The organism is Actibacterium sp. EMB200-NS6 (assembly GCF_001305615.1).
GTDB lineage: Bacteria > Pseudomonadota > Alphaproteobacteria > Rhodobacterales > Rhodobacteraceae > Actibacterium_A > Actibacterium_A naphthalenivorans.
Map to the genome: position 1 here is coordinate 3034064 of NZ_CP010869.1, position 22973 is coordinate 3057036.

25 protein-coding genes are annotated in these 22973 nt (G+C 65.2%); 17 read left to right on the top strand and 8 right to left on the bottom strand.

Features of this window, described 5'->3' with window-relative positions; all coding sequences use genetic code 11:
* Positions 1-4 precede the first annotated feature (4 nt).
* Positions 5-2527 (bottom strand): ABC transporter permease, encoded by a 2523-nt coding sequence (locus TQ29_RS14690; protein WP_054539763.1) that lies wholly within the window; start codon positions 2525-2527, stop codon positions 5-7.
* On the bottom strand, positions 2524-3213 hold the full coding sequence (locus tag TQ29_RS14695; protein ID WP_054539764.1) for an ABC transporter ATP-binding protein: 690 nt from the start codon (positions 3211-3213) through the stop codon (positions 2524-2526). The genes TQ29_RS14690 and TQ29_RS14695 overlap by 4 nt, the downstream gene beginning before the upstream one ends.
* Here TQ29_RS14695 and TQ29_RS14700 point away from each other — a divergent pair.
* Both TQ29_RS14700 and TQ29_RS14705 read left to right on the top strand, forming a co-directional pair.
* Positions 3212-3904: an arylesterase gene (locus TQ29_RS14700; RefSeq protein WP_082386669.1), complete on the top strand. Its 693-nt coding sequence runs from the start codon at positions 3212-3214 to the stop codon at positions 3902-3904. The genes TQ29_RS14695 and TQ29_RS14700 overlap by 2 nt on opposite strands.
* A gap of 64 nt (positions 3905-3968) precedes the next feature.
* Positions 3969-5378 carry an FAD-binding oxidoreductase gene (locus TQ29_RS14705; RefSeq protein ID WP_054539765.1) on the top strand — a complete coding sequence of 470 codons (1410 nt, stop codon included), beginning with the start codon at positions 3969-3971 and terminating at the stop codon, positions 5376-5378.
* Positions 5379-5479: 101 nt separating this feature from the next.
* On the opposite strand, the gene TQ29_RS14710 is transcribed toward TQ29_RS14705, so the two are convergent.
* On the bottom strand, positions 5480-6277 hold the full coding sequence (locus tag TQ29_RS14710) for a ferredoxin--NADP reductase (protein WP_054539766.1): 798 nt from the start codon (positions 6275-6277) through the stop codon (positions 5480-5482).
* Between the two features lie 13 nt (positions 6278-6290).
* Entirely contained in the window at positions 6291-6632 is a 342-nt protein-coding gene (gene fdxA / locus TQ29_RS14715; protein ID WP_054539767.1) for a ferredoxin FdxA, read from the bottom strand.
* 125 nt (positions 6633-6757) lie between these two features.
* On the opposite strand from fdxA, the gene TQ29_RS14720 reads away from it, so the two are divergent.
* The 13 genes from TQ29_RS14720 to TQ29_RS14780 all read left to right on the top strand — a co-directional run bounded on the left by TQ29_RS14720 (position 6758) and on the right by TQ29_RS14780 (position 17526).
* On the top strand, positions 6758-7048 hold the full coding sequence (locus TQ29_RS14720) for a gamma-butyrobetaine hydroxylase-like domain-containing protein (protein WP_082386670.1): 291 nt from the start codon (positions 6758-6760) through the stop codon (positions 7046-7048).
* Positions 7049-7111: 63 nt separating this feature from the next.
* The gene (locus TQ29_RS14725) at positions 7112-8854 is read left to right on the top strand and encodes a fumarate reductase/succinate dehydrogenase flavoprotein subunit (RefSeq protein ID WP_037209810.1); all 1743 of its coding nucleotides are present in this window, start codon (positions 7112-7114) and stop codon (positions 8852-8854) included.
* Between the two features lie 12 nt (positions 8855-8866).
* On the top strand, positions 8867-9106 hold the full coding sequence (locus TQ29_RS14730) for a ferredoxin family protein (protein ID WP_037209808.1): 240 nt from the start codon (positions 8867-8869) through the stop codon (positions 9104-9106).
* Between the two features lie 8 nt (positions 9107-9114).
* Complete coding sequence (locus TQ29_RS14735; protein WP_054539768.1) at positions 9115-10077, top strand: HEAT repeat domain-containing protein; 963 nt, start codon at positions 9115-9117, stop codon at positions 10075-10077.
* Between the two features lie 303 nt (positions 10078-10380).
* Positions 10381-11757, top strand: coding sequence for an ABC transporter substrate-binding protein (locus tag TQ29_RS14740; RefSeq protein ID WP_054539769.1), 1377 nt, complete (start codon positions 10381-10383; stop codon positions 11755-11757).
* 72 nt (positions 11758-11829) lie between these two features.
* Positions 11830-12726, top strand: coding sequence for an ABC transporter permease (locus TQ29_RS14745; RefSeq protein WP_054539770.1), 897 nt, complete (start codon positions 11830-11832; stop codon positions 12724-12726).
* On the top strand, positions 12723-13388 hold the full coding sequence (locus TQ29_RS14750) for a hypothetical protein (RefSeq protein WP_054539771.1): 666 nt from the start codon (positions 12723-12725) through the stop codon (positions 13386-13388). The genes TQ29_RS14745 and TQ29_RS14750 overlap by 4 nt, the downstream gene beginning before the upstream one ends.
* A complete protein-coding gene (locus TQ29_RS14755) occupies positions 13381-14217 on the top strand; it encodes an ABC transporter ATP-binding protein (protein ID WP_054539772.1) in 837 nt (278 codons plus the stop codon). The genes TQ29_RS14750 and TQ29_RS14755 overlap by 8 nt, the downstream gene beginning before the upstream one ends.
* Positions 14214-14807, top strand: coding sequence for an SCO family protein (locus tag TQ29_RS14760; protein ID WP_054539773.1), 594 nt, complete (start codon positions 14214-14216; stop codon positions 14805-14807). Before TQ29_RS14755 ends, TQ29_RS14760 begins: the two co-directional genes overlap by 4 nt.
* Positions 14804-15226, top strand: a complete 423-nt coding sequence (locus TQ29_RS14765) for a copper chaperone PCu(A)C (protein WP_054539774.1) — start codon at positions 14804-14806, stop codon at positions 15224-15226. The genes TQ29_RS14760 and TQ29_RS14765 overlap by 4 nt, the downstream gene beginning before the upstream one ends.
* A complete protein-coding gene (locus tag TQ29_RS14770) occupies positions 15213-15803 on the top strand; it encodes a c-type cytochrome (RefSeq protein WP_054539775.1) in 591 nt (196 codons plus the stop codon). Before TQ29_RS14765 ends, TQ29_RS14770 begins: the two co-directional genes overlap by 14 nt.
* Positions 15800-16516: a Crp/Fnr family transcriptional regulator gene (locus TQ29_RS14775; protein WP_054539776.1), complete on the top strand. Its 717-nt coding sequence runs from the start codon at positions 15800-15802 to the stop codon at positions 16514-16516. Before TQ29_RS14770 ends, TQ29_RS14775 begins: the two co-directional genes overlap by 4 nt.
* A complete protein-coding gene (locus TQ29_RS14780) occupies positions 16513-17526 on the top strand; it encodes a YeiH family protein (protein WP_054539777.1) in 1014 nt (337 codons plus the stop codon). The genes TQ29_RS14775 and TQ29_RS14780 overlap by 4 nt, the downstream gene beginning before the upstream one ends.
* Positions 17527-17530: 4 nt before the next feature.
* On the opposite strand, the gene hemC is transcribed toward TQ29_RS14780, so the two are convergent.
* On the bottom strand, positions 17531-18472 hold the full coding sequence (hemC, locus tag TQ29_RS14785) for a hydroxymethylbilane synthase (protein ID WP_054539778.1): 942 nt from the start codon (positions 18470-18472) through the stop codon (positions 17531-17533).
* A gap of 102 nt (positions 18473-18574) precedes the next feature.
* Between hemC and hemE the strand changes: the two genes are divergently transcribed.
* Positions 18575-19606, top strand: a complete 1032-nt coding sequence (gene hemE, locus TQ29_RS14790; protein ID WP_054539779.1) for a uroporphyrinogen decarboxylase — start codon at positions 18575-18577, stop codon at positions 19604-19606.
* 150 nt (positions 19607-19756) lie between these two features.
* Entirely contained in the window at positions 19757-20005 is a 249-nt protein-coding gene (locus tag TQ29_RS14795; protein WP_054539780.1) for a type II toxin-antitoxin system Phd/YefM family antitoxin, read from the top strand.
* Positions 20006-20160: 155 nt separating this feature from the next.
* Here the strand turns inward: TQ29_RS14795 and TQ29_RS14800 are convergent, their stop codons facing one another.
* From TQ29_RS14800 to hemF, 3 genes are all read right to left on the bottom strand, one after another.
* On the bottom strand, positions 20161-21189 hold the full coding sequence (locus TQ29_RS14800; protein WP_157445605.1) for a hypothetical protein: 1029 nt from the start codon (positions 21187-21189) through the stop codon (positions 20161-20163).
* Between the two features lie 236 nt (positions 21190-21425).
* Positions 21426-21983, bottom strand: coding sequence for a pseudouridine synthase (locus TQ29_RS14805; protein ID WP_054539782.1), 558 nt, complete (start codon positions 21981-21983; stop codon positions 21426-21428).
* 44 nt (positions 21984-22027) lie between these two features.
* Complete coding sequence (gene hemF, locus TQ29_RS14810) at positions 22028-22918, bottom strand: oxygen-dependent coproporphyrinogen oxidase (protein ID WP_054539783.1); 891 nt, start codon at positions 22916-22918, stop codon at positions 22028-22030.
* Positions 22919-22973: the final 55 nt, after the last annotated feature.

The following is a 22973-nucleotide window of genomic DNA, read 5'->3' on the forward strand; positions in this document are numbered from 1 at the left end:
CATTTCATTCGCGCGCGCGCAGCACCCGCGCGGGGCGCGCCGCCAGGGGACGCAGGGCAAAGCCCAGCCCGGCCAGCAGTGTCGCCAGCACCCCGCCCGACACGATCAGCAGCGCCGATACCGGCTCGAACGTGTAATCCGCCTCCATCACGAAGGTCATCACCGCCCAGCCGGCCAGACCGCCCGCGAAGACAGCCACCAGCCCCGCCGCCGCCCCGAGGATGGCCGAGCGCAGGGCGAAATAGGCCAGCACCTGGCCACGCACCGCCCCCACCGTTTTCAACACCGCCGCCTCGAACACCCGCGCACGCTCGCCCGCCGCGGCGGCGCCGATCAGCACGAAGAGGCCGGTCACAAGCGTGGCCATCGCGCCATAAGTGACGGCGGCGGCCAGTCCGCGCAGCACCTCGGACACCCGGTCGATCGCGTCGCGCACCCGGATTGCGGTGATGTTGGGATAGGCCGCCGCGAGATCACGCAACAGCGGCGCCTCGGCGGCCGCGTCGGCATAGATCGTCGAGATTGCGGTATGCGGCGCCCCCTGCAGCGCGCCGGGGTTCATCGACAGCACGAAGCCGATGCCGGCGGTGGAAAAATCCACCACCCGGAAACTGGTGATCGTTGCGGTGATGTCGCGGCCGAGGATGTTCACCGTCACCGCATCGCCCAGCTTCAGCCCCATCTCGCGCGCCTCTTCGTCGGCGAAGCTCATCACCGGGGGGCCGTCATAGCCCTCGGGCCACCATGCGCCCTGGGTGATGACGGTGCCCTCGGGCGCGCTGTCCGAAGAGGTCACGCCCCGGTCACCGTTCAGCACCCAGTGATCGCCGGCCACCTCGCGCGCGGGGCGGCCGTTGATGCGGGTGATCACCCCGCGCAGCATCGGCGCGGTCTGTACCTTGTGAACGCCGGGGTCACGCTCGACCCGCGCCAGATAGCCGGGCAACTGGTCGGGCTGGATATCGACGATGAAATACGAGGGCGCCACGCCCGGCAGCTCCTCGGCAATCGCGGCCTGCATATTGGCGTTGATCTGCCCCACCGCCGCCAGCACCGACAGGCCAAGGCCCAGCGACAGCACGACAGACGTTGCCTCGCCCCCCGGCCCGCCGACCGCGCCAAGCGCCAGCCGCAGCGCGCTGTGGCCGCGCAACGCCTTTGCCCGCGCGCCGCGCCGCGCCAGCCAGCGCACCGCCCGCGCGGCCGCCACCAGCAGCAACAGCGCCCCCAGGATGCCCGCCGCAGCCCAAAGCGCCAGATCCGGCACGCCCGACAGCACCGCCGCCGCGCCGACCAGCAGCGCCGCAAGGGCCACCAGCGCCGCCAGGACGCGCGGCCCCGGCATCGCCCGCACCGGGCCCGAGGCATCGCGAAACAGGGCCGCCGCCCGCACCTCGGCCGTTCGCGCCAGCGGCCAGAGGGTGAACAGCAGTGCCGTCAGCGCGCCGTAAAGCGCCGCCTCGGCCAGCGGGCCGGGATGAAAGCGGATGTCGGCGGGCACCGGCAGCTGCGCCTCGATCAACGGCGCCAGCAACAGCGGCACCGCCCCGCCCAGCACAAGGCCGAGCCCGATGCCCAACGCCGCCAGCACCCCGATCTGCATCAGATAGGCCATGAAGATGGTGCGCCCCTCGGCCCCCAGCGTTTTCAGCGTGGCGATCACCGCGGTCTTGCCATCCAGATAGGCGCGCACGGCGGCCGATACCCCAACCCCGCCCACCGCCAGCCCCGCCAGCCCGACCAGCACCAGAAACGCGCCCACGCGCTCGACGAACATCGTCATCCCCGGTGCGGCGTTGCGGCTGTCGCGCCAGCGCATCCCGCTGTCACGAAAGCGGCGCGTGGCCTCTGCCTCCAGCGCCGCCAGATCGGCGCCGGCGGGCAGCGCGAGGCGGTAATCGGTGTCAAACAGCGTGCCCGGCGCCAACAGGCCCGCGCCTTCCAGCGCCGCGCGACGCAGGATCGTCGGCGGGCCGAGGCCGAAGCCGCCCGCCGCATCATCCGGCGCGCGGATCAGGATCGCGCGCAGCGTGAACGCCTTTTCTCCCAGGCGGAATCCGTCGCCCACCGACAGGCCCAGCCGGTCGGCCAGCACCCGCGCCATCACCGCGCCGTCGCCGGTCAGCGCGGCGTCCAGCGGCAGCGCCGGTTCCAGCTCCACCGCGCCATAGAGCGGATAAAGCCCGTCGACGGCCTTTACCTCTGTCAGCGCGCGTTCGGCCACGCCATCGCGCTCGACCACGGCCATCGAGCGGAAATCCACCGTCTCCGACACCCGCGTGGCGATCCCGGCCATCCAGGCCCGTTCCGCCGCGTCGGCAGAGCGATAGGTGAAAGACATCTGCGCATCGCCGCCCAGCAGCACCGCGCCGTTCCTGCGCAGCCCGTCCTGGATGCTTTCGCGCACCGAACCCACCGCCGCGATCGCGGCAACGCCAAGCGCCAGGCAGGCCAGAAACACGCGGAACCCGCTGAGCCCGCCGCGCAGTTCGCGCCGCGCGATCCGGGCGGCGACGGCGACGCTCATTCCGCCGCCTTGCGGGCGCGATCCACACGCCCGTCGAGCAACCCGACGATCCTGTCGCAGCGCGCCGCAAGTTCGGGCGCATGTGTCACCAGAACCAGGGTCGCGCCGTGCCGGTCGCGCAGGCCGAACAGCAGATCCATGATCGCCGCGCCATTGGCGCCGTCCAGATTGCCCGTGGGCTCATCGGCCAGCAGAGTGTCCGGCCGCGGCGCCGCGGCGCGGGCCAGCGCCACGCGCTGCTGTTCGCCGCCCGACATCTGGCCGGGGTAATGATCCATCCGTGTGGCCAGCCCGACCGCGCGCAGCTCTTCCTCGGCCCGCTCGAACGCGTCGGGCGCGCCCGCCAGTTCCAGCGGCGTGGCGACATTTTCCAGCGCGGTCATGGTCGGGATCAGGTGGAAAGACTGGAACACCACCCCCATATGCTGCCTGCGGAAGCGGGCAAGCTGATCCTCGTTCATCGCGGTCAGGTCCTGGCCCATTGCCATGACCGTGCCCGAGGTGGCACGCTCGAGCCCGCCCATGAGCATCAGGAGTGACGATTTGCCCGATCCCGACGGCCCGACCAGCCCCAGCGTTTCGCCCCGCTGCACGTCCAGCGAGACGCCGTGCAGAATCTCCACCGCACCGGCATTGCCTTTCAGGGTCAGGGTCACATCTTTCAAAGCGAGGATCGGCGCGGCCATGGCGGGCTTTCTGTCTGGTTTTCCTTTCAGCCGATATGGGGCAAAGCGCCGGCTGGACAAGCACGCGGCGGCGCTTGTGGCCCTGCTGTTGCTGGCCGGCCCCGCAATCGCCGGAAACGTCACCATCGCCGCGCTGGGCGACAGCCTGACCCAGGGCTATGGCTTGCCGCAGGAACAGGGTTTCGTGCCCCGGCTTCAGGCCTGGCTGCGCGACAATGGCGCCGATGTGACCGTGCTGAATGCCGGCGTGTCGGGCGACACCACCGCCGGCGGGCTGTCGCGCGTCGGCTGGACGCTGAGCGACGAGGTGGATGCGATGATCGTGGCCCTTGGCGGCAATGACATGCTGCGCGGGATCGATCCCGCCGTCAGCCGCGCCAACCTTGCCGGTATCCTCGACGCCGCGCGCGACAGGGACGTGCCCGTCCTGCTGGTCGGGATTTCGGCGCCGGGGAACTATGGGCCAAGCTACAAGGCCGCCTTTGACGCGATCTATCCCGACCTTGCCGCCGCTTACGGCACGCTGCTGCACGAAGACTTCCTGTCCGCCATCGCCGCCAGGGCCGATCTGCAGGGCGCCATGCGGCTTTACATGCAGCCTGACGGCATCCATCCCAACGCGCGCGGCGTCGATCTGATTGTCGCGGCCATCGGCCCCGGCGTGCTGGAGCTGATCGCCCGCGCCAGGTAGGCGCGCCGCGCTGGTCAAACCCGCGCAATTCCTCGATGCTGCGCGGCAACGCCCGGAGGATGCCGTGGAAATTCTTGAAAAGCTGAAACAGATCGTCGGCCCGGCGCATGTGCTGACCGGCGACATGGCCGCAGGCTATGGCCGCGACTGGACAGGCGCCTACGGCTCCGCCCCGCTGGCCGTTCTGCGCCCCGGCACGCGGGACGAGGCCGCCGCCATCCTGCGGCTGGCGCATGACGCGCGCCTGCCGGTGGTGCCTGTGGCGGGCAACACCGGGCTGGCGGGTGGCACATTTGCAGAGGGCGCGCTGATGATTTCGGTCGAGCGGATGAACCGCATCCGCGACATCCGCCCCGGCGCGCGGGTGGCGGTTGTCGAGGCCGGGGTGATTCTGTCTGCCCTGCATGACGCGGCCGAGGCGCAGGGGCTGATCTTCCCGCTGTTCTTCGGCGCGCGCGGCTCGGCGATGATCGGCGGCGTGCTTTCCACCAACGCGGGCGGATCGAACGTGCTGCGCTATGGCAACACCCGCGCGCTGTGCCTGGGGCTGGAGGTCGTTCTGCCCGACGGCCGGGTGATGGATCTGATGGGGGCGCTGCACAAGGACAATACGGGCTATGACCTGAAGGACCTGTTCATCGGCGCCGAGGGCACGCTGGGCCTGATCACCGCCGCGGTGCTGAAGCTGATGCCCAAGCCGCGCGCCCATGCCACCGCCATGGTGGCGGTGCCCGCCCTGCCCGACGCGCTGATGCTGCTCAACCGCCTGCAGGACGAGACCGGCGGCGCGGTCGAGGCGTTCGAATACATGCCAGCCGACTATATGGCGCGGCTGGCCGCCTGCCGCCCCGACCTGCGCCCGCCCTTCGCCACGCCGCATGCGGTGAACATCCTCGTCGAGGTCGGCGCCACCGCCCCGCGCGATGCCACGCCGCTGCCCGACGGCAGCCTGCCTGTCGTTACCCATCTGGAAGAAACGCTGGCCGCGATGATGGCGGATGGCGCGGTGCTGGACGCCGTCGTCGCCCGGTCAGAGGCGCAGCGCGCCGAAATCTGGGAGCGGCGGGAAGCGGCGGCGGAGATCACCTTTTCGCGCGGCCCGATCGTGGACAGCGACATCGCCCTGCCGCTGGACGGGGTGGTGCCGTTTCTGGAGCGGATGCAGGTGCTGCTGCCCCGGATCGACCCCGGCGCCGAAACCATCACCGTGGGCCATCTGGGCGACGGCAATCTGCATTACGCGGTCTGGCCTTCGCGCGATGACGCGGCGCTGAAAGACGCGATCCGCGAAACGGTCGAGGATGTGGTGGCGGAGCTTGGCGGCAGTTTTTCGGCCGAACACGGGATCGGCCTGTCGAAGAAATCCACGATGGCGCGGCGCAAGGATCCCGTGGCGCTGGCGGTGATGGCGCAGATCAAGGCGGCGCTCGATCCGCAAGGCATCATGAACCCCGGCAAGCTGCTTCCGGAGTGAGGCGCACCATCCGGCCCCGCCGCCTGTGACCGGCGGGGGATGAGTATTTGGGCCGAGAAGAAACGGAAGGTGTTTTTTCGGGTTTGCGGGCTGATATCCGATTATTCGACGAATGCCTTTTCGACGACGAATTCGGCGGGCTTGCTGTTGGCACCCTCGCCCAGGCCGGCGGCCTTGCACAGGCTCATGATATCGGTGTTGAGCCCCATCGACCCGCAGATCATGACCCGGTCGGCGGCGGGCGACCATGCGGGCAGATCGAGGGCGCCGAAGACGCGGCCATCGCGAATATGATCGCTGATCCGGCCTTCTCGGGCGGATGGCGCGCGGGTTGTGGTCGGGTAGTAATGCAGCTTTCCGGTGACCTGCTCTCCGATCAGCGGATCGTCGGGGAGCGCCGTGACGACGGCGCGGCCATAGGCGAGTTCGGCCGTGTTGCGGCAGGTATGGGCCAGCACCACATTTTCGTAGCGCGCATAGGTATCGGGATCGCGCAGGAGCGAGGCGAAGGGGGCCACGCCGGTTCCGGTGCAGATCATCCAGAGTGTCTTGCCGGGCAGCAGCGCATCGAGCACCAACGTGCCGACCGGCTTGGGCCGCAGGATGATCTGATCGCCCGCGCCGATCTGTTGCAGGCGCGAGGTCAGCGGGCCGTCCGGTACCTTGATCGAATAGAACTCCAGTTCTTCGTCCCAGCTGGGCGATGCGATGGAATAGGCGCGCAGAAGCGGTTTTCCATCTTCCTTCGGAAGCCCGATCATCACGAATTCGCCGGAGCGAAAGCGCAGGCTGCGCGGTCGGGTGACGCGGAAGGAGAAGAGCGTATCCGTCCAGTGGGTGACCGCGGTGACGGTCTGGGCATCGGGCAGGGCCGGGGTTTGGGGGCGTTGCATGTTCATCTGGGAAATCCTGTCAGGCGGTCTGGGGGTCCGGGTCGGGAGAAAAGATCGTGTCGCGCTTGCCCGGCAGGCCATCGTTCGCCTCGGCCCCCGGGAGCGGTTCCTTGGCCGCGGCGATAACGGGCCAGAGGCTGGCGTAGCGGGCGTTGAACGCGACCCATTTCGCGCCTTCCTCATCGGTATCGGCGCGGATCGCGTCGGCGGGGCATTCCGGTTCGCAGACGCCGCAATCGATGCATTCCTCGGGATTGATCACCAGCATGTTGACGCCCTCGTAGAAGCAATCGACAGGGCAGACCGACACGCAATCGGTATATTTGCAGCCGATACAGTTATCGGTCACGGCATAGGTCATCTGTGCAGCCTTTCGTTGTTGCCCCGGTAGAGCACCGCGCGGCAGGCCGCGTCCGTCAATAAATTGCTATTGGCCCCGGTCGCGCCGCGCCATCCTGGACAAAACCGGACAAGGAGGCGGACAGGATGCTTGAGGACGTGGCGGCGGTTGACGACGGTGCGGCGCTGATCCTGCGCTGGAGCGACGGGCGGCGGACGCGGCTGAGCGCCGCCACCCTGCGCCGGGCGGCACGCGATGCCGCCAGCCGCCGCGAGGTGATTGACTTCAACGAGATCAGGATCGCCCCCGATCTGACGATCACCCGGTTGCAGCAGGTCGGCGCGGCGGGGCTGAACATCGGGTTTTCCGATGGTCATGACCGCGCGATCTATCCGTTTGCCTATCTGCGGGAATTGTCACGGCCCGATGACAAGTAATTGACATAAGCCATGCCGCATCGCGGCGCACCTTTGACGCACAGCTTGATTCAGGAGACGGGGATGGACGAGATTCTTGACGGGATAACCCAGATCGATTGCGACATTCTTGTGATCGGCGGCGGCACGGCCGGGCCGATGGCCGCACTCAAGGCCAAGCGAAAGAACCCGTCCGCCAATGTCGTCCTGCTCGACAAGGCCAATGTGAAACGCTCGGGCGCGATATCCATGGGGATGGACGGGCTGAACAACAGCGTGATCCCCGGCCACGCGACGCCCGAGCAATATACCAAGGAAATCACCATCGCCAATGACGGCATCTGCGATCAGGCCGCCGTCTATCGCTATGCCCAGGAATGCTACGGCATCATCCAGGAGCTGGACGAATTCGGGATCCGCTTTCAGAAGGATCAGAACGGCGAATACGACGTCAAGAAAGTGCATCACATCGGCACCTACGTGCTGCCGATGCCCAATGGCGACACGGTGAAGAAGGCGCTTTACCGGCAGTTGCGCAAGGCCCGCATCAACATCACCAACCGCTACATGGCGACACGGCTGCTGACAGGCGACGGGCGGGTTGCGGGGGCGATCTGCGTGAACACGCGCACGGCGGAGTTTCTGGTGGTGCGCGCGAAAGCGGTGATCATGTGCCTTGGCGCCGCCGGGCGGCTCGGGCTGCCGACATCCGGTTACCTCTATGGCACCTATGAGAACGCGTCGAACTCTGGCGAGGGATACACGATGGCCTATCACGCAGGGGCGGGGCTGGCCAATCTCGAGTGCTATCAGATCAACCCGCTGATCAAGGATTACAACGGCCCGGCCTGTGCCTATGTCGCAGGGCCGATGGGGGGCTATACCGCCAATGCCGCGGGCGAGCGGTTCATCGAATGCGATTACTGGTCCGGCCAGATGATGCAGGAGTTCTTTGACGAGCTGCAATCGGGCAAGGGGCCGGTGTTCCTGAAGCTCAACCATCTGGCGGGCGAGACGATTTCCGAGATCGAACGGGTGCTGCATATCGTCGAGCGCCCGACCCGCGGGCATTTCCATGCCGGGCGCGGTACCGATTACCGCAAGCAGATGATCGAGATGCATATTTCCGAGATCGGCTTTTGCTCGGGGCATTCGGCATCGGGGGTCTATGTGGATGAAAACGCCCGCACCACGGTTCCCGGGCTCTACGCGGCGGGCGACATGGCCAACGTGCCGCATAACTACATGCTCGGCGCCTTCACGCACGGGGCCTTCGCCGGCGAGGACGCTGTCGATTACATCGCCGATGTCGATTTCGCCGGTTTCGACCAGGGCATGGTAGAGGCCGAGCGAACCCGTGTTCTGGCGCCCACCAAGCGCGACGACGGTATTCCGCCCAACCAGATCGAATACAAGACCCGCCGGCTGGTAAACGACTATCTCCAGCCGCCGAAGGTGACCGCCAAGATGGAACTTGCCCAGAGCCGTTTTGCCGAGGTGCGCGCCGATATGGAAAGCGCGATGTATGTGCGCGATGCGCATGAGTTGATGCGCGCGCTGGAGGCATCGACCATTCTGGACTGTGCCGACATGGCCGCCGCCGCCTCGCTCTATCGCACCGAGAGCCGCTGGGGGCTGTATCACAACCGGGTCGAATACGAAAAAGACGACGAAAACTGGTTCTGCCACACGATCATGACGAAGGGCGCCGACGGTCTGCCGAGCAGCCGCAAGCAGGCCGTGCAGCCCTATGTCGTGGAGATCGGCGAGGACGAGAAAGATGCCTATAGCCGCCAGCGCGTCGGCGCCGGCGTCGCGGCCGAATAAGGAGATCACGCCATGCCCCTCGCCCAGACCGCCACAACCGTGCCCGTGACCGTGGACCAGGCGCTTTGCATCGCCGACAAGGGCTGCACGGTCTGTGTCGATGTCTGCCCTCTCGACGTGCTGCGCATCGCCGAGACCGACGCGGGCAAGACCGCCTACATGAAATATGACGAGTGCTGGTACTGCATGCCCTGCGAGGCCGATTGCCCCACCGGCGCGGTCACCGTCAATCTGCCCTATCTGCTGAAGTGAGACCGGGAATGAACGGCGTTTTCGAAGGTTTTGACGATATCGCGGATCTGGCCGAGGGGCTGGACGATCCGGAACCCGGCGCACGGATCATGGCGGTGATCGAGCTGACCGACAGCGCCGATCCCGCGGCGCTGCCCCATCTTGCCCGCGCGATCAGGGATCCGGATGCGGGCGTGCGACTGCTCGCCGCCCAGGGGCTGACCGATTTCGATGGCCCGGAAACGGCCGAGGCCCTTGTCGGAGCGCTTTTGGATGATGATCAAAAGGTGCGCCTGGCCGCGGCCACGAGCCTGACAGAGCTGAAAGACCCCGAAGCCGGCACGCCGCTTATTCCCCTGCTGACCGCACCGGCGGAGTTCGTTCAGGTGGCCTGTCTGAACGGACTCAAGGAATTGCGCCGCACCGATGCGCTCGGCCCCGCCATCGAGGCGCTTGAAAGCGGGTCGCCGGCGGTGCGCTGCGCGGCCGTTGGCGTGATCGGCTGGCTGCAGGACGAAGCTGCCCTGCCCGCGCTGATCAGGGCGGCGGCGGATACCGATCCGGCCGTGCGGCGCGCGGCCGTTGCCGCGTTCGGGTTTTCCGGCTCGGACTACGCCGAAAAGGCGCTGATCGCCGCACTGAGGGATGATGACTGGCAGGTCCGCGAAAGCGCGGCCGAGACGCTGGCGAAATCCGGATCACCCGGCTGCGCCGGGCCGCTCATGGGCGCGCTGGAGGATGATTTCTGGCAGGTCCGTCTCAAGGCTGTCCGTTCGCTGGGGAAACTCGGCATGCGCGGGGCGGCGATGCGGATCGGGCCGATGATGAACATGCCCATCCCGAACCTGCGCAAGGAATGCGCGGCGGTGCTCGGCGAACTGGCCGTGGCCGAGAGCGTGGTCTTCCTCGCAGACCATGAAAACGATAGCGACCCGGACGTACGCAAGAACGTCCGCTGGGCGCTGGAGCGGATTGCCAGAGGCGCCGCCTAGCACCCGAACCCATCGCGGTTTCGCCTGCCTGCCGATGAACGCATCGGCGGGCAAATCGTGCCCGAAAATTTCCGCGTATATACTTGTTTTTAAACAATAAAATAGAATCGTAGAGCCGCCTCGAATCACCAGATTCACGTTGCGTAAGCGGCAGTTTTTGCCGCGCCAGCCGGGAATGGCGCACAAATTTCAAACATTTTCGGAAACCCGCCAAAACGGGCTTTCGCCGCGCTTGGAGGCCGGAGTTTCCATCGCCGATACTCAGCTACAGCACATCAGATGCGCACCAACAGGAGAGTAAGGATGAAACATCAAAGCTGCTTTCGCGGCGCCGTTCTGGCCATGGGGCTGACGTCCCTCGGCGGGATGGCAATGGCCGAGAAGATCACAATTGCCATCGGGCACCAGTCGATGTGCACCGATACCTATACCGCCGGCATCGTGGTCAAAGAGCTCGGCCTGCTGGAGAAGTACCTGCCGACCGATGGCAAATATGCCGATGCCGAATATGATGTCAGCTGGGCCGATTATTCCTCGGGCGGGCCGATCACCAACCAGATGCTCGCCAACAAGCTCAATTTCGGCGTGATGGGGGATTACCCGCTGATCGTGAACGGCGCCAAGTTCCAGGAAACGGAGTCGCTGCGCACGCTCTATGTCGCGGGTACGGGCTACAACCTCAAGGGGTCGGGCAACGCGATCGTCGTGCCGGTGGGCAGCGACATCTATTCGATCGATCAGCTCAAGGGCAAATCGGTCTCGACGCCGGTGGGCTCCGCCGCCTGGGGGATGCTGCTCAAGGCGATGCAGGACAATTCGATCCCCAGCGCGGAATACGCGCTCAAGAACCAGTCGCCCGCCGTGGGTGCGGCCAATATCGCCGCCGGCAAGATCGACGCGCATTCCGATTTCTGCCCGTGGTCGGAGATCATGGAATTCCGCGGTACCGGCCGCAAGATCTATGACGGCTCGGAAACCAACGTGCCTTACCTGCACGGCGTGGTCGTGCGCCAGGATTTCGCCGAGATGTATCCCGAGGTGGTCGAGGCCTTCATCAAGGCGGTCTGGGCTGCGGGCGAGTGGATTCGCGAGGATCCGATGAAGGCGGTATCGCTGATGGAAGGCTGGACCGGAGTAGAGAAAGAGGTGCTCTATCTCTATTTCTCCAAAGGCGGGCATCTGACGCTTGATCCGACGATCAAGACGGAATGGGTTGACGCGCTGAAGTTCAACCACGGCGTTCTGGTCAAGGAAAAGGCCATCCCGCCGCTCGACTTCGACGCATGGATCACCGAGGATTACGTCAAGGCTGCCTATGCCGATCTGGGGCTCGACTATGCGGCGGACAAGGCAATGATGGTCGATCCGGCCGAGGCCAATGCCGGCATGCCGCTGGAGATCTGGCACGCGCGCGACGGCATCTCGTCCTATCCCGACATGCCCGCCTTCCTGACCGCGATGGCAGAGATGACCGGCACCGGCGCCAAGCTCAACGCCACCTATGTCTATGACGTGGAAACCGGGCTCAAGCTCTTTGGCAAGACCGCTTTCTGGGTCAAGGCCGGCGAGGACTACGCGACCTTCCTGCGCAAGGGTGAGGCCGAAACCTTTGCCACGGCCCACGACGGCGCGCTCATCACCTTCGACGATGCCATTTCCGACTTCGTGACCGAAGGCTGAACCGTTTCCACTCACGGAACGCACCGGCGGGGCCTTCGGGGCCCGCCACATTGCCAGTTGAAAGGCCCGACCATGCCAAGCGCCGCCACAGAACGCCCCCTCGCCGCCGCGACCGGCCCCGAGACGGCGCCCGACGCAAGCACCCCCGCGCCCCGGACGCCTTCGGTTGCGGCCGCCCGCCCAAGGCTCCGGCCGGGCGGCGAGGTGGCACGCTCTGCCGGGATCGCGGTTCTTTCGCTCTCGCTCGGGGTGCTGCTGTGGCACTGGGCCTCTGCGGTGAACCTGGATTTCTACATCAATTTCGAAAATGTACCCTCGCCGGGAAAGGTGTTTGCCTCTTTCCTGAACCACCTGGGAACCGAGATTTTCTTTGTCCATATCGCCGTGTCGATGCGGCGTATCCTGATTTCCTATTCCATCGCCGCCGCGTTCGGCATTTCGATCGGGCTGATCATGGGCCGGTCCCGGATCGCGCGGGCCGTTGTCATGCCCTATATCGAAGTGGTGCGGCCCATCCCCGCCGTGGCCTGGATCCCGCTCGCGATCCTGATGTGGCCCACCGAGGAAGCCTCGATCATCTACATCACATTCCTCGGCGCGTTGTTTCCGATCGTTCTCAACACACTCCACGGGGTCGAGCAGACGCCCGAGGTTCTGGTCCGGGCGGCCCAGTCGCTCGGCGCGTCGCGGCTGGCGATCTTCCGGCATGTCGTGCTTCCCGCCGCGCTGCCCTCGATCTCGGCGGGGCTGGCGATCGGGATGGGCGTGTCGTGGTTTTCCCTGCTCGCGGGCGAGATCATCTCGGGGCAGTACGGTATCGGCTATTTCACCTGGAACGCCTACAGCCTGATCAACTATCCCGATATCGTGGTGGGCATGCTGGTGATCGGCTTTCTCGGCACCGGCTCCACCGCCGCTGTCAGGCTGCTGACCCGGCCACTTCTCAAATGGCAGAAGCGGACGAGATGACCGGGGCGCTTCATATCCTTATTGGCGTGGCGCGCGCGCAATGGCGCCGGCTGATGCTCTGGGGCTTTGCCTTCATGGTGCTGTCTCAGGTGGCGATGCTGGCGGCCCTGATCCTGCGGTTTCAGGCGCTGCCCAATTACCAGACCTTCTACAACTGGCCCGGCAACGTGGCCCGGATCATCCGCTCGACGCCGGCCCTCTCGGACATGCCGGGCATCATCGCCGAGGAATGGTTGGTCGAGATCGGGCGGATGAACTACGATTACGGCACCGGCATTTCCGAGTGGAGCCTGAATGTCATCCCGTCACGGCTTGTGGTGATGTTCGTGCTCGGCATTCTGGTGGGTCTTTGCGCGGCGCTGATGCGGGTGGAACGCTGTTCCCTGCCGGTGCGGGGCAGCGCGCGCGCCGTCACCGGGCTGGGCGCCGGTCTGATCGCCATGACCAATGCCACGATGAGTTGGGTCGTGTGCTGCGCGACGCCAAGCTGGGTCGTGGGGCTGGCGATGATGGGGCTGGGCGTGTCATCCTCGCTGGCGCTCGAAACCCTCGGGCCGTGGCTGAACTTTGGGGGCTTCGGCCTTTTGCTCGCCCTCGCCCTCTGTCTTGCCTGGCGGAGCTCCCGCCGGGCCACGATCCTAGCGGAGCCTGCCCATGCTTGACGTTCTGAAATACCGCCGCCCCGAAGAAGCCGGCTCTCGTGGCAAGGGCAGGATCGAGATCGACGATGTCTCGATCACGTTCGGCCGCGGCGCGGCGGCGCACCGGGCTGTCGAACCCACGACGATCACGATCGAACCGGGCCAGTTCGTTTGCATCCTCGGCCCGTCGGGCTGCGGAAAGTCGACGCTGATGAACGCGGTCGCCGGCTACACACGCCCGACCACGGGCCAGGTGCGCGTCGATGGGGCGGTGATCGAAAAGCCGGGGCCAGACCGGGGCATGGTGTTTCAGCAATATTCGCTTCTGCCGTGGAAGACGGTTTACGAAAACGTGGCCTTCGGGCCGAAGATGGCCGGGCACGGCAAGGTCGAGGCAAGCTCGATCGCCAATACGTTTCTCAACATGGTGGGGCTGGCGAAATTCGGCAACCGCTACCCGGCCGAGCTTTCGGGCGGGATGCAGCAGCGGGTCGGCATCGCGCGGGCGCTTGCGAACTACCCTTCGGTTCTTCTGATGGATGAACCCTTCGGCGCGCTCGATGCGCAGACCCGGCTGATGATGCAGGAAAGCCTGCTGGAGATCTGGCGCAAGTTCGGCACCACGGTGCTGTTTGTCACCCATGACGTCGACGAGGCCGTCTTCCTCGCCGACCGGGTGCTGATCATGAGCGCCGCGCCGGGGCGGATCATCGAGGATCTGGCGATCGACCTGCCGCGCCCGCGCCGCCCCGATATCGCTGTCGATCCGGCCTATGTCGCGGCAAAGCAGCATTGCCTGTCGTCAATCCGCACGGAAAGCCGCCGCGCGTTCGAGGAGCAGAACAAATGAGATGGATCCTTGCCCTGGCCACCAGCCTCTTGTGCATGCCGGCGATGGCGCAGGTGCAGGGGGTCGCGCTGGACAGGCCCGTCGCGCTGCCGGCCTTCGTGCTGAGCGATCAGCGCGGCGAGACTTTCACCCAGGCCGATCTGGCCGAACGCTGGACGATCATCATGTTCGGCTTCAACTCCTGCCCCGATGTCTGTCCGTTCACGCTGGGCAATCTCGAACATGCCATCGCCGAAACGGCGTTGCGGGTGCGCCCGGACAACGTGCCGCAGGTTGTCTTCGTCTCGGTCGATCCGGTGCGCGATCATGACACGGTCACCGATTATGCCGAGTTCTTCCATCCCGATTTCCAGGGCGTCACCGGCGCGCGCGATCAGATTGACACGCTGGTCGAGGCGACCGACAGTTTCTATCGCCTGTTGCCGCCCGACGCGACCGGCTATTACGAGGTTCAGCACAGTTCGGCGGTTTCTGTGATCGGCCCCGACGGGATGCTGCGCGCCAAGCTGCAACCGCCATTCGACGCCGGGCTCACGGCCGAATTTCTGGCGCGATTGCAGATCACCTACCGAAGGGAGAACACCCGATGATCCGTCTGCTGACCCTGCTCGCCCTGCTGCTGCCGACTGTCGCCTTCGCCGACGGGATCACGATCGGCGATCCTTGGTCGCCCGCGGCCCCTCCGGGCGCCAGAGCCCATGCCGCCTACATGACGGTCACCAACACCGGGGCCACGCCGCGCGCGCTGATCGGGGTGCGGGCAGAGGGCTATGGCATGGCGCATCTGCATGAAAGCCGCGACAACGAAGGGATCGCCACCATGGTGCCCGTGCACCAGATCGAGATCGCACCGGGGGCGAGCATCGCGCTGGCGCCGGGCGGGTTTCACATCATGCTGATGATGCCCCGGGCGCCGGCCTCTGAAACCATCGCGCTGACGCTTGTGTTCGCCGATGGCGAAGAGGTGGCGGTGCGGGCAGTGGTGCGCCCTCACAATGCGCCTTCTTGACCTTCTGCTCGGGCTTTGCCTCGTCGCGCCGCAGGCCCGGGCCGATATGCTCATGGACGAAGGCCTGCCCCCGCATGAGCGCTGCGCACTGTGCCACGGCCTTTATGGCGACGCCTACCGCGACAAATTCCCCAAGCTGGCCGCGCAGCGCCCGGCCTATATCGAACGACAGATCAACGCCTTCCTGTCAGGCGCCCGCAGCAATGACGGCGGGCAGATGGTCGCCGTCGTGACAGAGATCGCCCCCGAGCACATCCCGCAGGTCGCCGCATGGTTCGCCGCCCAGGATCCGCCCCCGCCCGCCGCGCCGCCCGAAGATCGCAGCGGCGAAATCCTGTACGTCACCTCGGGCTGTCTCGACTGCCATGACGAAACCGCCGCAGGCAAACCCGAGATGCCCTATCTGTCCGCCCAGCACGCGGCCTATCTGGCCAAGCAGATGCGTGAATTCCGTGATGGCGCGCGGCCCGACAGGCCCAAGGAGCGGATGCGCGAAACGCTCCGGCCCTTAAGCGACACACAGATTGCCGCCATCGCCGCCTATCTGGCATCGCGGGAACGGAGCAGCACGCCATGATCGAAAGCGAAGGGCCCGGCGCGATCTACCTTTCCGAATATCTGCTCGAATTGAACGAGGGGGCGGGGTTCCTGTCGGGCCTGAACCGGGAGGATCTTGCCAAGGTTCGCAAATCCGGCACCCGCAGCGTCGTGGCCAAGGGCGACGGGCTGTTCTTTCAGGGCGATCCCCATACCGGGGTCTGGGTTGTCGAAAGCGGGCGCATCCGCACCTTCTATACCGGGCCCTCGGGGCGCGAGATCACCCTCGCCTATTGGACGCCGGGCCATTTCGTGGGCGGGCCAGAGGTTTTTGGCCGGGGCCGCCATATCTGGTCGGCCGACGCGCTTGACGACAGCGAGCTTCTTTTCCTCTCGGGCATGTCGATCCGTACCCTCGTGCGCGAGATCCCCGACGTCGCCGTCAGCGTCATTCAGGGGCTGATCGCCAAGGGAAAGTGCTATTCCGCGCTGATCCAGATGCTTGGCACCCGTTCGGTTGCCGAACGGCTGGAGCAGTTTCTCGTGATCCTCGCCGACACTCATGGGCGCCACGAAAACGGCGCGATCCTGATCGATCGCGCGATCACCTACGAACAACTCGCCTCGATCGTCGGCGCGACGCGGCAATGGGTGACCCAGTCGCTCGACCGGCTGCAGCGCGAAGGCGTGCTCAAGATCTCGCGCAAGGAGATTGCCATCTATCACATTGAACGTCTGTCAGAGTCGGAATGACCCGAGGCGCGTATCTCATTCCGGCCGCCGCACGCGCGCAGCGCCGGATCGCAGAGTTGTGGCGCGGGGTGCTGCTGTCATGCCTGCTGGCGATGGCCGCGCTGTTCCTGGCAGAGCATTACGGCGGCCCGGCGATGCTCTATGCCCTGCTGATCGGCATCGCTTTCAACCACCTGTCCCAAGAGCCCAATTCCGCCGCCGGGATCGAGTTCACCTCGACAACGCTGTTGCGCACCGGGGTCGCGCTGCTCGGGTGCCGGCTGGCGTTTGCGGACATCGCCCAGCTCGGGTGGCTTCATATCGCCGGGATCGCCGGGCTGATGGCGCTGACCATCGGCGCCGGCGTTGTGCTGTCACGGGTGATGGGGCGATCGCTCGGGTTCGGCTTGATCTCAGGTGGCGCGGTGGCGATCTGCGGCGCGTCTGCGGCGCTGGCGATCGCATCGGTCATCCCCAAGGGCTCGTTCCGGAAGGAAGAGCTTCTTTTCACCGTGGTCGGTGTCACCGCGTTTTCGACACTGGCGATGGTCACCTATCCGTTGATCTTCGGAACGCTCGGCCTGTCAGAGGCCGATGTCGGCTATCTGATCGGCGGCACGATCCATGATGTCGCGCAGGTGGTCGGGGCAGGCTATATGATCAGCGATACGGTCGGCGATATCGCAAGCTTTACCAAGCTTCTGCGCGTCGCGCTCTTGCCGGTGGTCCTGCTGGCGATATCGCTGTGGTTCCGCGCAGAGGCCGGGGCGAAAATCCGGCTGCCGTGGTTTGTTGCGGTTTTCGCGATCCTGATGTTGCTGCGCAATCTCGCGCCCCTGCCGGCGGGGCTGATCCTGGGCCTCACCGATATTTCGCGTTTCCTTCTGGTCGCGGCGATCGCCGCGCTTGGCATGAAGACATCGCTGAAAAAGATGTTCGACACCGGCGCGGGCATCATGGCGGCCATCGCGGTGCTGACAGTGGTTCTGCTGACAGGCGCGCTGGGTTTTTTGTGGCTTGCCGTGCGATAGCCGCTTAGGCCGTGAAAAACCCTGCGCCGCCCCGCGCCCGAAGCCCTTCGGCCAGCGCGCGCCCCATCTCGGCGCCATCCTCGATCGGCGCTGTCGCCGCGTCGGCCAGACGTTCGGAGCCGTCGGGGCGCAGGATCTCTCCGCGCAGGCGCAGCGTGCCGCCGTCCAGCTCCGCCAGCCCGCCGATGGGCGTTTCGCACGACCCATCGAGCGCCGCGAGAAACGCGCGCTCCGCGGCCAGGCGCTGTCCGGTGGGGATGTCGTGGATCGCCTCGAGCAACCCGGCGGCACGGGTATCATCGCCGCGCCGCTCGATCCCGATGGCGCCCTGCGCCACGGCCGGCAGCATCTCTTCGGGTTCGATGGCCGACGCCGCGACCTCGGCCATGCCCAGCCGGTTGAGCCCCGCCATCGCGAGGAAGGTGGCCAGCGCCACGCCATCCCCCAGCTTTTTCAGCCGGGTCTGAACATTGCCGCGAAACTCCACCACCTGCAGATCGGGGCGGAAGTTCAGCAATTGCGCCCGTCGCCGCAGGCTAGAGGTGCCGACCACCGCGCCCTCGGCCAGATCGGAAAGCCGCGCGACCGAGGCCGAGACGAAGGCATCGCGCACATCCTCGCGCGGTAGATAACACTCCAGCACCAGCCCGGCGGGTTGATCCACGGGCATGTCCTTCATCGAATGCACGGCGATGTCGATGTCGCCGTCCAGCATCGCCTCTTCGATCTCCTTGGTGAACAGCCCCTTGCCGCCCAGCTCTTTGAGCGGGCGGTCAAGGACGCGGTCGCCCGTGGTCTTGATCACCACGATCTCGAAGGCCTGATGCGGCAGGTCGAAGGCGGCGGCCAGCCGGGCGCGCGTTTCATGCGCCTGGGCAAGGGCAAGCGGCGAGCCGCGGGTGCCGATCTTAAGGGGCGAGGCGGGGGTGGGAAGCATCGGTGTCATGGCCTGTCTCTAATCGCGTCGCGTGGTCCTGACAATGCGCCTGCCCTTGACATGCTGGCACAGCCGGGCGACCACCTCCCGCAGCAATAGACGGGGATGAGCATGGCCGAAACCAAAAAACTGATGCGCGCGCTGGCTGGAGAGACGCAGGCGGTGCCGCCGGTATGGATGATGCGGCAGGCCGGGCGCTATCTGCCGGAGTATCGCGCGACGCGGGCGCAGGCGGGGGATTTCCTGTCGCTGTGCTACAACCCCGAACTCGCCGCCGAGGTGACGCTGCAGCCGATCCGCCGTTACGGGTTCGACGCGGCCATTCTGTTTGCCGATATTCTGCTGGTGCCGCAGGCGCTGGGGGCCGATCTGTGGTTTGTCACCGGCGAGGGGCCGCGCCTTTCGACCATCACTTCGCCCAGCGATTTCAATGCGTTGAAGCCGGTCGAGGAGATCCATGAAACCCTCTCTCCGATCTATGAGACGCTGCGCATCCTGACCGGCGCACTGCCCGCAGAGACCGCGCTGATCGGTTTCGCCGGGGCGCCCTGGACGGTGGCCACCTACATGATCGCCGGGCGCGGCACGCCCGATCAGGGGCCGGCGCACAGGCTGATGGCCGAAGACCCCGCGACATTCGATGCGCTGATGGCGCGGATCACGGCGGCGACGGTCGAATATCTGTCGGCGCAGATCGTGGCCGGGGCCGAGGTCGTCAAGCTGTTCGACAGCTGGGCCGGGTCGCTGAAGGGCGACGCGTTCACCCGCTATGCCCTTGAACCCGCAAGGGAAATTATCGCCGCGCTGAAGGCCCGGCACCCCGAGACTCCGGTCATCGCCTTCCCGCGCGAGGCGGGGGAGAACTATATCGGCTTCGCTAGGGCCACCGGCGCCGATTGCGTGGCGCTGGACAATTCCGTCTCTGCCGAATGGGCCGCCGAACATGTGCAGGTCGATGGCTGCGTGCAGGGAAACCTTGCGCCAAATCATATGGTTACCGGCGGCCAAGCGCTGATCGACGAGACCCGGCGCATCGTGAAGGCCTTCTCCAACGGCCCGCATATCTTCAACCTCGGCCATGGCATCACCCCCGACGCGAACCCCGACAATGTGCAGGTGATGATCGACGCGATCCGGGGCTGAGTTTCGGCCAATCCAGACGTTTCGCCCCCCGAAATCGTCCGAAACGCGGCCCCGGTCTGGTACGAAACCCCGCCGCTCGGCCCGTTAGGGCGGCGTTAACCGCCCTGCCCTAACCTGCCCCTCGTGTTCGACCGAATCCCGAGGTGCCCGATGCCCCACACCGCCACGCTGAGCCAGTTCCGCAATGCGATGGGCCGCCATGTCGCCCGCGTCGCCTGGACGGGCAAACGGCTGATCCTGATGAAACACGGCAAGGCGGTGGCCGGGCTGGTAACGGTGCGCGACCTGGAACTGCTGGACGAGGTGGAGGCGAAATCGCTGGATTACAAACGCTACCAGACCGCCGAGAAACTGATGCGATGGGAGGCGCTGAAAGCGGGGATCGCGGAGGGGGAGTGAGGGGAAATGGCTGGGATGGGAGACTGGGCGGGTTTTATCGTTTGGGTATTTGCGCCAGGAGCGGACATTTGCCGCGGTCGGCATTACGGGGCGCCGAACGCTAGAAGCGGAAGCTGCAAACCGACGCGAATGCCTTTAGCGGACATTTGTTTAACTTATGTGGATGACCCGTCGATGCGTGCTTCTAGATCGCGGGTCCGCACGTTCCCGAATCCAAGTGTAGAAAGGATAAGTAGCCTAGCAACTTGTTGAGTATTGTAGACCTCATATGGGCCTAAGCGCCGTGACTTCGCTCCAAATGCATGCGCAGTGATAAAGTTTCGCAAATAGCTGCACGCATGAATAGCGTCAGGGAGCGAAAATGTCAGATCTCGAACCTGCTGACCCCCGCTTTTGGATGCCGTTTCTCCACGGTTCGGTTCAATTTCAAGTTCCGTTTTATCACCCCTGACAATCCAACAAATTGTTATGTCTGGCGAGATTCCGGCTCGCTGCAAGCGAGATCTAATGTCTGCCAAGACTTCTGGATTCCACTCAAAAGTTTTGCTATTCAACCACCGCTTCTTCTCCGCGCTCGACTTTATCTGAAGATCCAGTTCTTCAATCGACGAGAACGCCAGGTTAATCGCTATCGATGTGCGTACGTGATCTTTAAACTCATTGGAGTGCTTTTCAAATATTTGGCCATAATGCGGGTGCGTTGACCGAGGGGTAATACACTCGGTCTCGTAACTTTTCGCAAGCTTGTGGATCGCGTAAATACTACGCTTGTTTGGCCAAGCTTTCGCAGCGATAGCGACGGCCAAAGGCAGCTCAGAACAAAATGTAAACTTCTCAAAAAAAATGTCTTTCCGCAAAATGCCCGTAAGGATCAATTGCCGCTCAATATCTTCGTAAGGTAGCTTAAATCCGGCAAGATAGCTGACGCTCTGGTCAGCAAACGCCTTTGTTATGATACTTGACGCACGAATAAGGTGGATGATGTTATTGGCCACGGCTTCCTCAGCTTTTATGATTAACAATTCGCCGTACTTTTCGCCGTCTTTGAGCACTCCAGCTTCTTCAGTTTCGCTTGCCTGCGCGCATGTGATCCATGCATCACGATTAATGAAACGGAATCGTCTCGATGGATCAGGGATGAAGCTGACCTTCCAACCTGCTTGCGAACAAAGGGATTTCACCAACTCGGTCTGACACGGCCTGAATACTAAGAAACTACAGAACTCCCCCACAATGCTTACTCCCGAGAATTGCGCTTCAACAGTTTATTTACTGGCTTTCTATCAACAGCTTAAAGTAAAAATCGCGGCACGATATACCCCAACAGTGTGCTTCCCCCACTTTTACACCAAATGCCCGCTTCCCAGACGCTGCGGTGCTGCGTCAGTTCAGTCTTGAGCAGCAGCTCCGCCCCCCAAACTCACCCCGGCGTCACCTCGCGCCAGGTGCCGGTTTCGATCCCCTTCAGCGTCCACTCTCCCACCTGCCAGCGGATCAGCCGCAGGGTCGGGTGGCCGACGGCGGCTGTCATGCGGCGGATCTGGCGGTTGCGGCCTTCGGTGATGGTGATCTCGGCCCATGTGTCGGGCACCGTCTTGCGGAACCGCACCGGGGGCGTGCGGGGCCAGAGCCAGGCCGGGGCCTCAATGCGGCGGGCCCGTGCGGGGCGGGTGGGGCCGTCTTTCAGCGTGACCCCGGCGCGCAGCCGGGCCAGCGCGTCCCGGGTGATCGTGCCCTCGAGCTGCACCAGGTAGGTTTTCGGCAGCTTGTGCTTCGGGCTGGCGATGCGGTTCTGCAGCGCGCCGTCATCGGTGAGCAGCAGCAGCCCCTCGCTGTCCTTGTCGAGCCGGCCGGCGGGATAGACGCCGGGGAGGTCGATGAATTCCGACAGGGTGCGCGCGGGGCTGGTGGAAGTGCTGGCATCGGTGAATTGCGACAGCACGCCGAAGGGTTTGTTGAACAGGATCAGGCGGGGCATGGGCGCGGCCGCTCAACCGCCCGGCGCGGGCACGGGGCGCGCTTTCATACCCATTTGGCCAGCGGCGGCAGGCTCATGAGCACGGCGTTGGCGTCATGGCCGGTTTCGAGGCCGAATTTGGTGCCCCGGTCATAGACCAGGTTGTATTCGGCATAGAGGCCACGGTGGATGAGCTGGGTGTTCCTGTCGTCTTCGGTCCAGGGGGTGTCGCGGCGTTTTTCGGTGACCGGCAGGAAGGCGGGCAGGAAGGCGCGGCCGACGTCCTGGATGAAGGCGAAATCGGCCTCCCAGTCGCCGGTGTTGTGATCGTCGAGGAAGATGCCGCCGACGCCGCGCGCGCGCTGGCGGTGGGGGATGTAGAAATATTCGTCGGCCCAGGCCTTGAAGCGCGGGTAATAGGCCGGGTCGTGGCGATCGCAGTGCTGTTTCTGGACCGCGTGAAAATGGGCGGTATCCTCGGGGTATTCGATGCAGGGGTTGAGGTCGGAGCCGCCGCCGAACCACCAGGCGTGCGGGGTCCAGAACATGCGGGTGTTCATGTGCACGGCGGGGCAATGCGGGTTCTGCATATGCGCGACGAGGGAGATGCCGGAGGCCCAGAAGCGCGGATCGCTTTCCATGCCGGGGATGCCGCGCGCGGCCATCGCCTTTTGCGCGCGGGCGCCGAGCTGGCCGTAGACGGTGGAGATGTTCACGCCGACCTTCTCGAACACGCGGCCGCCGCGCATCACGCTCATCAGCCCGCCGCCGGCATCGGAGCCGTCCTCGGCGCTGCGCGTGGTTTGCGTCACCTCGAACCGGCCGGGGGGAAGCGTGGCGAAGGGGCCGGTGGTTTGCGTGTCTTCGAGCGCTTCGAAGGCGGCGACGATCTGATCGCGCAGGTCGCGGAACCAGGCGGCGGCGCGGGCCTTGCGGTCGTCGAATGGCTGGTTCATCGGGGCCTCCTCGCTTTCGGTGTCGCGCCGGTGCCTAGCAGTTTTGACCCCGGCC

What these genes read in the sequence shown, in the direction of transcription:
- TQ29_RS14690 (WP_054539763.1), bottom strand. Translation starts at nt 2,527, where the DNA reads ATGAGCGTCGCCGTCGCCGCCCGGATCGCGCGGCGCGAACTGCGCGGC.
- TQ29_RS14700 (WP_082386669.1), top strand. Translation starts at nt 3,212, where the DNA reads ATGGCGGGCTTTCTGTCTGGTTTTCCTTTCAGCCGATATGGGGCAAAG.
- TQ29_RS14695 (WP_054539764.1), bottom strand. Translation starts at nt 3,213, where the DNA reads ATGGCCGCGCCGATCCTCGCTTTGAAAGATGTGACCCTGACCCTGAAA.
- TQ29_RS14710 (WP_054539766.1), bottom strand. Translation starts at nt 6,277, where the DNA reads ATGAACATGCAACGCCCCCAAACCCCGGCCCTGCCCGATGCCCAGACC.
- fdxA (WP_054539767.1), bottom strand. Translation starts at nt 6,632, where the DNA reads ATGACCTATGCCGTGACCGATAACTGTATCGGCTGCAAATATACCGAT.
- TQ29_RS14720 (WP_082386670.1), top strand. Translation starts at nt 6,758, where the DNA reads ATGCTTGAGGACGTGGCGGCGGTTGACGACGGTGCGGCGCTGATCCTG.
- TQ29_RS14725 (WP_037209810.1), top strand. Translation starts at nt 7,112, where the DNA reads ATGGACGAGATTCTTGACGGGATAACCCAGATCGATTGCGACATTCTT.
- TQ29_RS14730 (WP_037209808.1), top strand. Translation starts at nt 8,867, where the DNA reads ATGCCCCTCGCCCAGACCGCCACAACCGTGCCCGTGACCGTGGACCAG.
- TQ29_RS14735 (WP_054539768.1), top strand. Translation starts at nt 9,115, where the DNA reads ATGAACGGCGTTTTCGAAGGTTTTGACGATATCGCGGATCTGGCCGAG.
- TQ29_RS14740 (WP_054539769.1), top strand. Translation starts at nt 10,381, where the DNA reads ATGAAACATCAAAGCTGCTTTCGCGGCGCCGTTCTGGCCATGGGGCTG.
- TQ29_RS14745 (WP_054539770.1), top strand. Translation starts at nt 11,830, where the DNA reads ATGCCAAGCGCCGCCACAGAACGCCCCCTCGCCGCCGCGACCGGCCCC.
- TQ29_RS14750 (WP_054539771.1), top strand. Translation starts at nt 12,723, where the DNA reads ATGACCGGGGCGCTTCATATCCTTATTGGCGTGGCGCGCGCGCAATGG.
- TQ29_RS14755 (WP_054539772.1), top strand. Translation starts at nt 13,381, where the DNA reads ATGCTTGACGTTCTGAAATACCGCCGCCCCGAAGAAGCCGGCTCTCGT.
- TQ29_RS14760 (WP_054539773.1), top strand. Translation starts at nt 14,214, where the DNA reads ATGAGATGGATCCTTGCCCTGGCCACCAGCCTCTTGTGCATGCCGGCG.
- TQ29_RS14765 (WP_054539774.1), top strand. Translation starts at nt 14,804, where the DNA reads ATGATCCGTCTGCTGACCCTGCTCGCCCTGCTGCTGCCGACTGTCGCC.
- TQ29_RS14770 (WP_054539775.1), top strand. Translation starts at nt 15,213, where the DNA reads ATGCGCCTTCTTGACCTTCTGCTCGGGCTTTGCCTCGTCGCGCCGCAG.
- TQ29_RS14775 (WP_054539776.1), top strand. Translation starts at nt 15,800, where the DNA reads ATGATCGAAAGCGAAGGGCCCGGCGCGATCTACCTTTCCGAATATCTG.
- TQ29_RS14780 (WP_054539777.1), top strand. Translation starts at nt 16,513, where the DNA reads ATGACCCGAGGCGCGTATCTCATTCCGGCCGCCGCACGCGCGCAGCGC.
- hemC (WP_054539778.1), bottom strand. Translation starts at nt 18,472, where the DNA reads ATGACACCGATGCTTCCCACCCCCGCCTCGCCCCTTAAGATCGGCACC.
- hemE (WP_054539779.1), top strand. Translation starts at nt 18,575, where the DNA reads ATGGCCGAAACCAAAAAACTGATGCGCGCGCTGGCTGGAGAGACGCAG.
- TQ29_RS14795 (WP_054539780.1), top strand. Translation starts at nt 19,757, where the DNA reads ATGCCCCACACCGCCACGCTGAGCCAGTTCCGCAATGCGATGGGCCGC.
- TQ29_RS14805 (WP_054539782.1), bottom strand. Translation starts at nt 21,983, where the DNA reads ATGCCCCGCCTGATCCTGTTCAACAAACCCTTCGGCGTGCTGTCGCAA.
- hemF (WP_054539783.1), bottom strand. Translation starts at nt 22,918, where the DNA reads ATGAACCAGCCATTCGACGACCGCAAGGCCCGCGCCGCCGCCTGGTTC.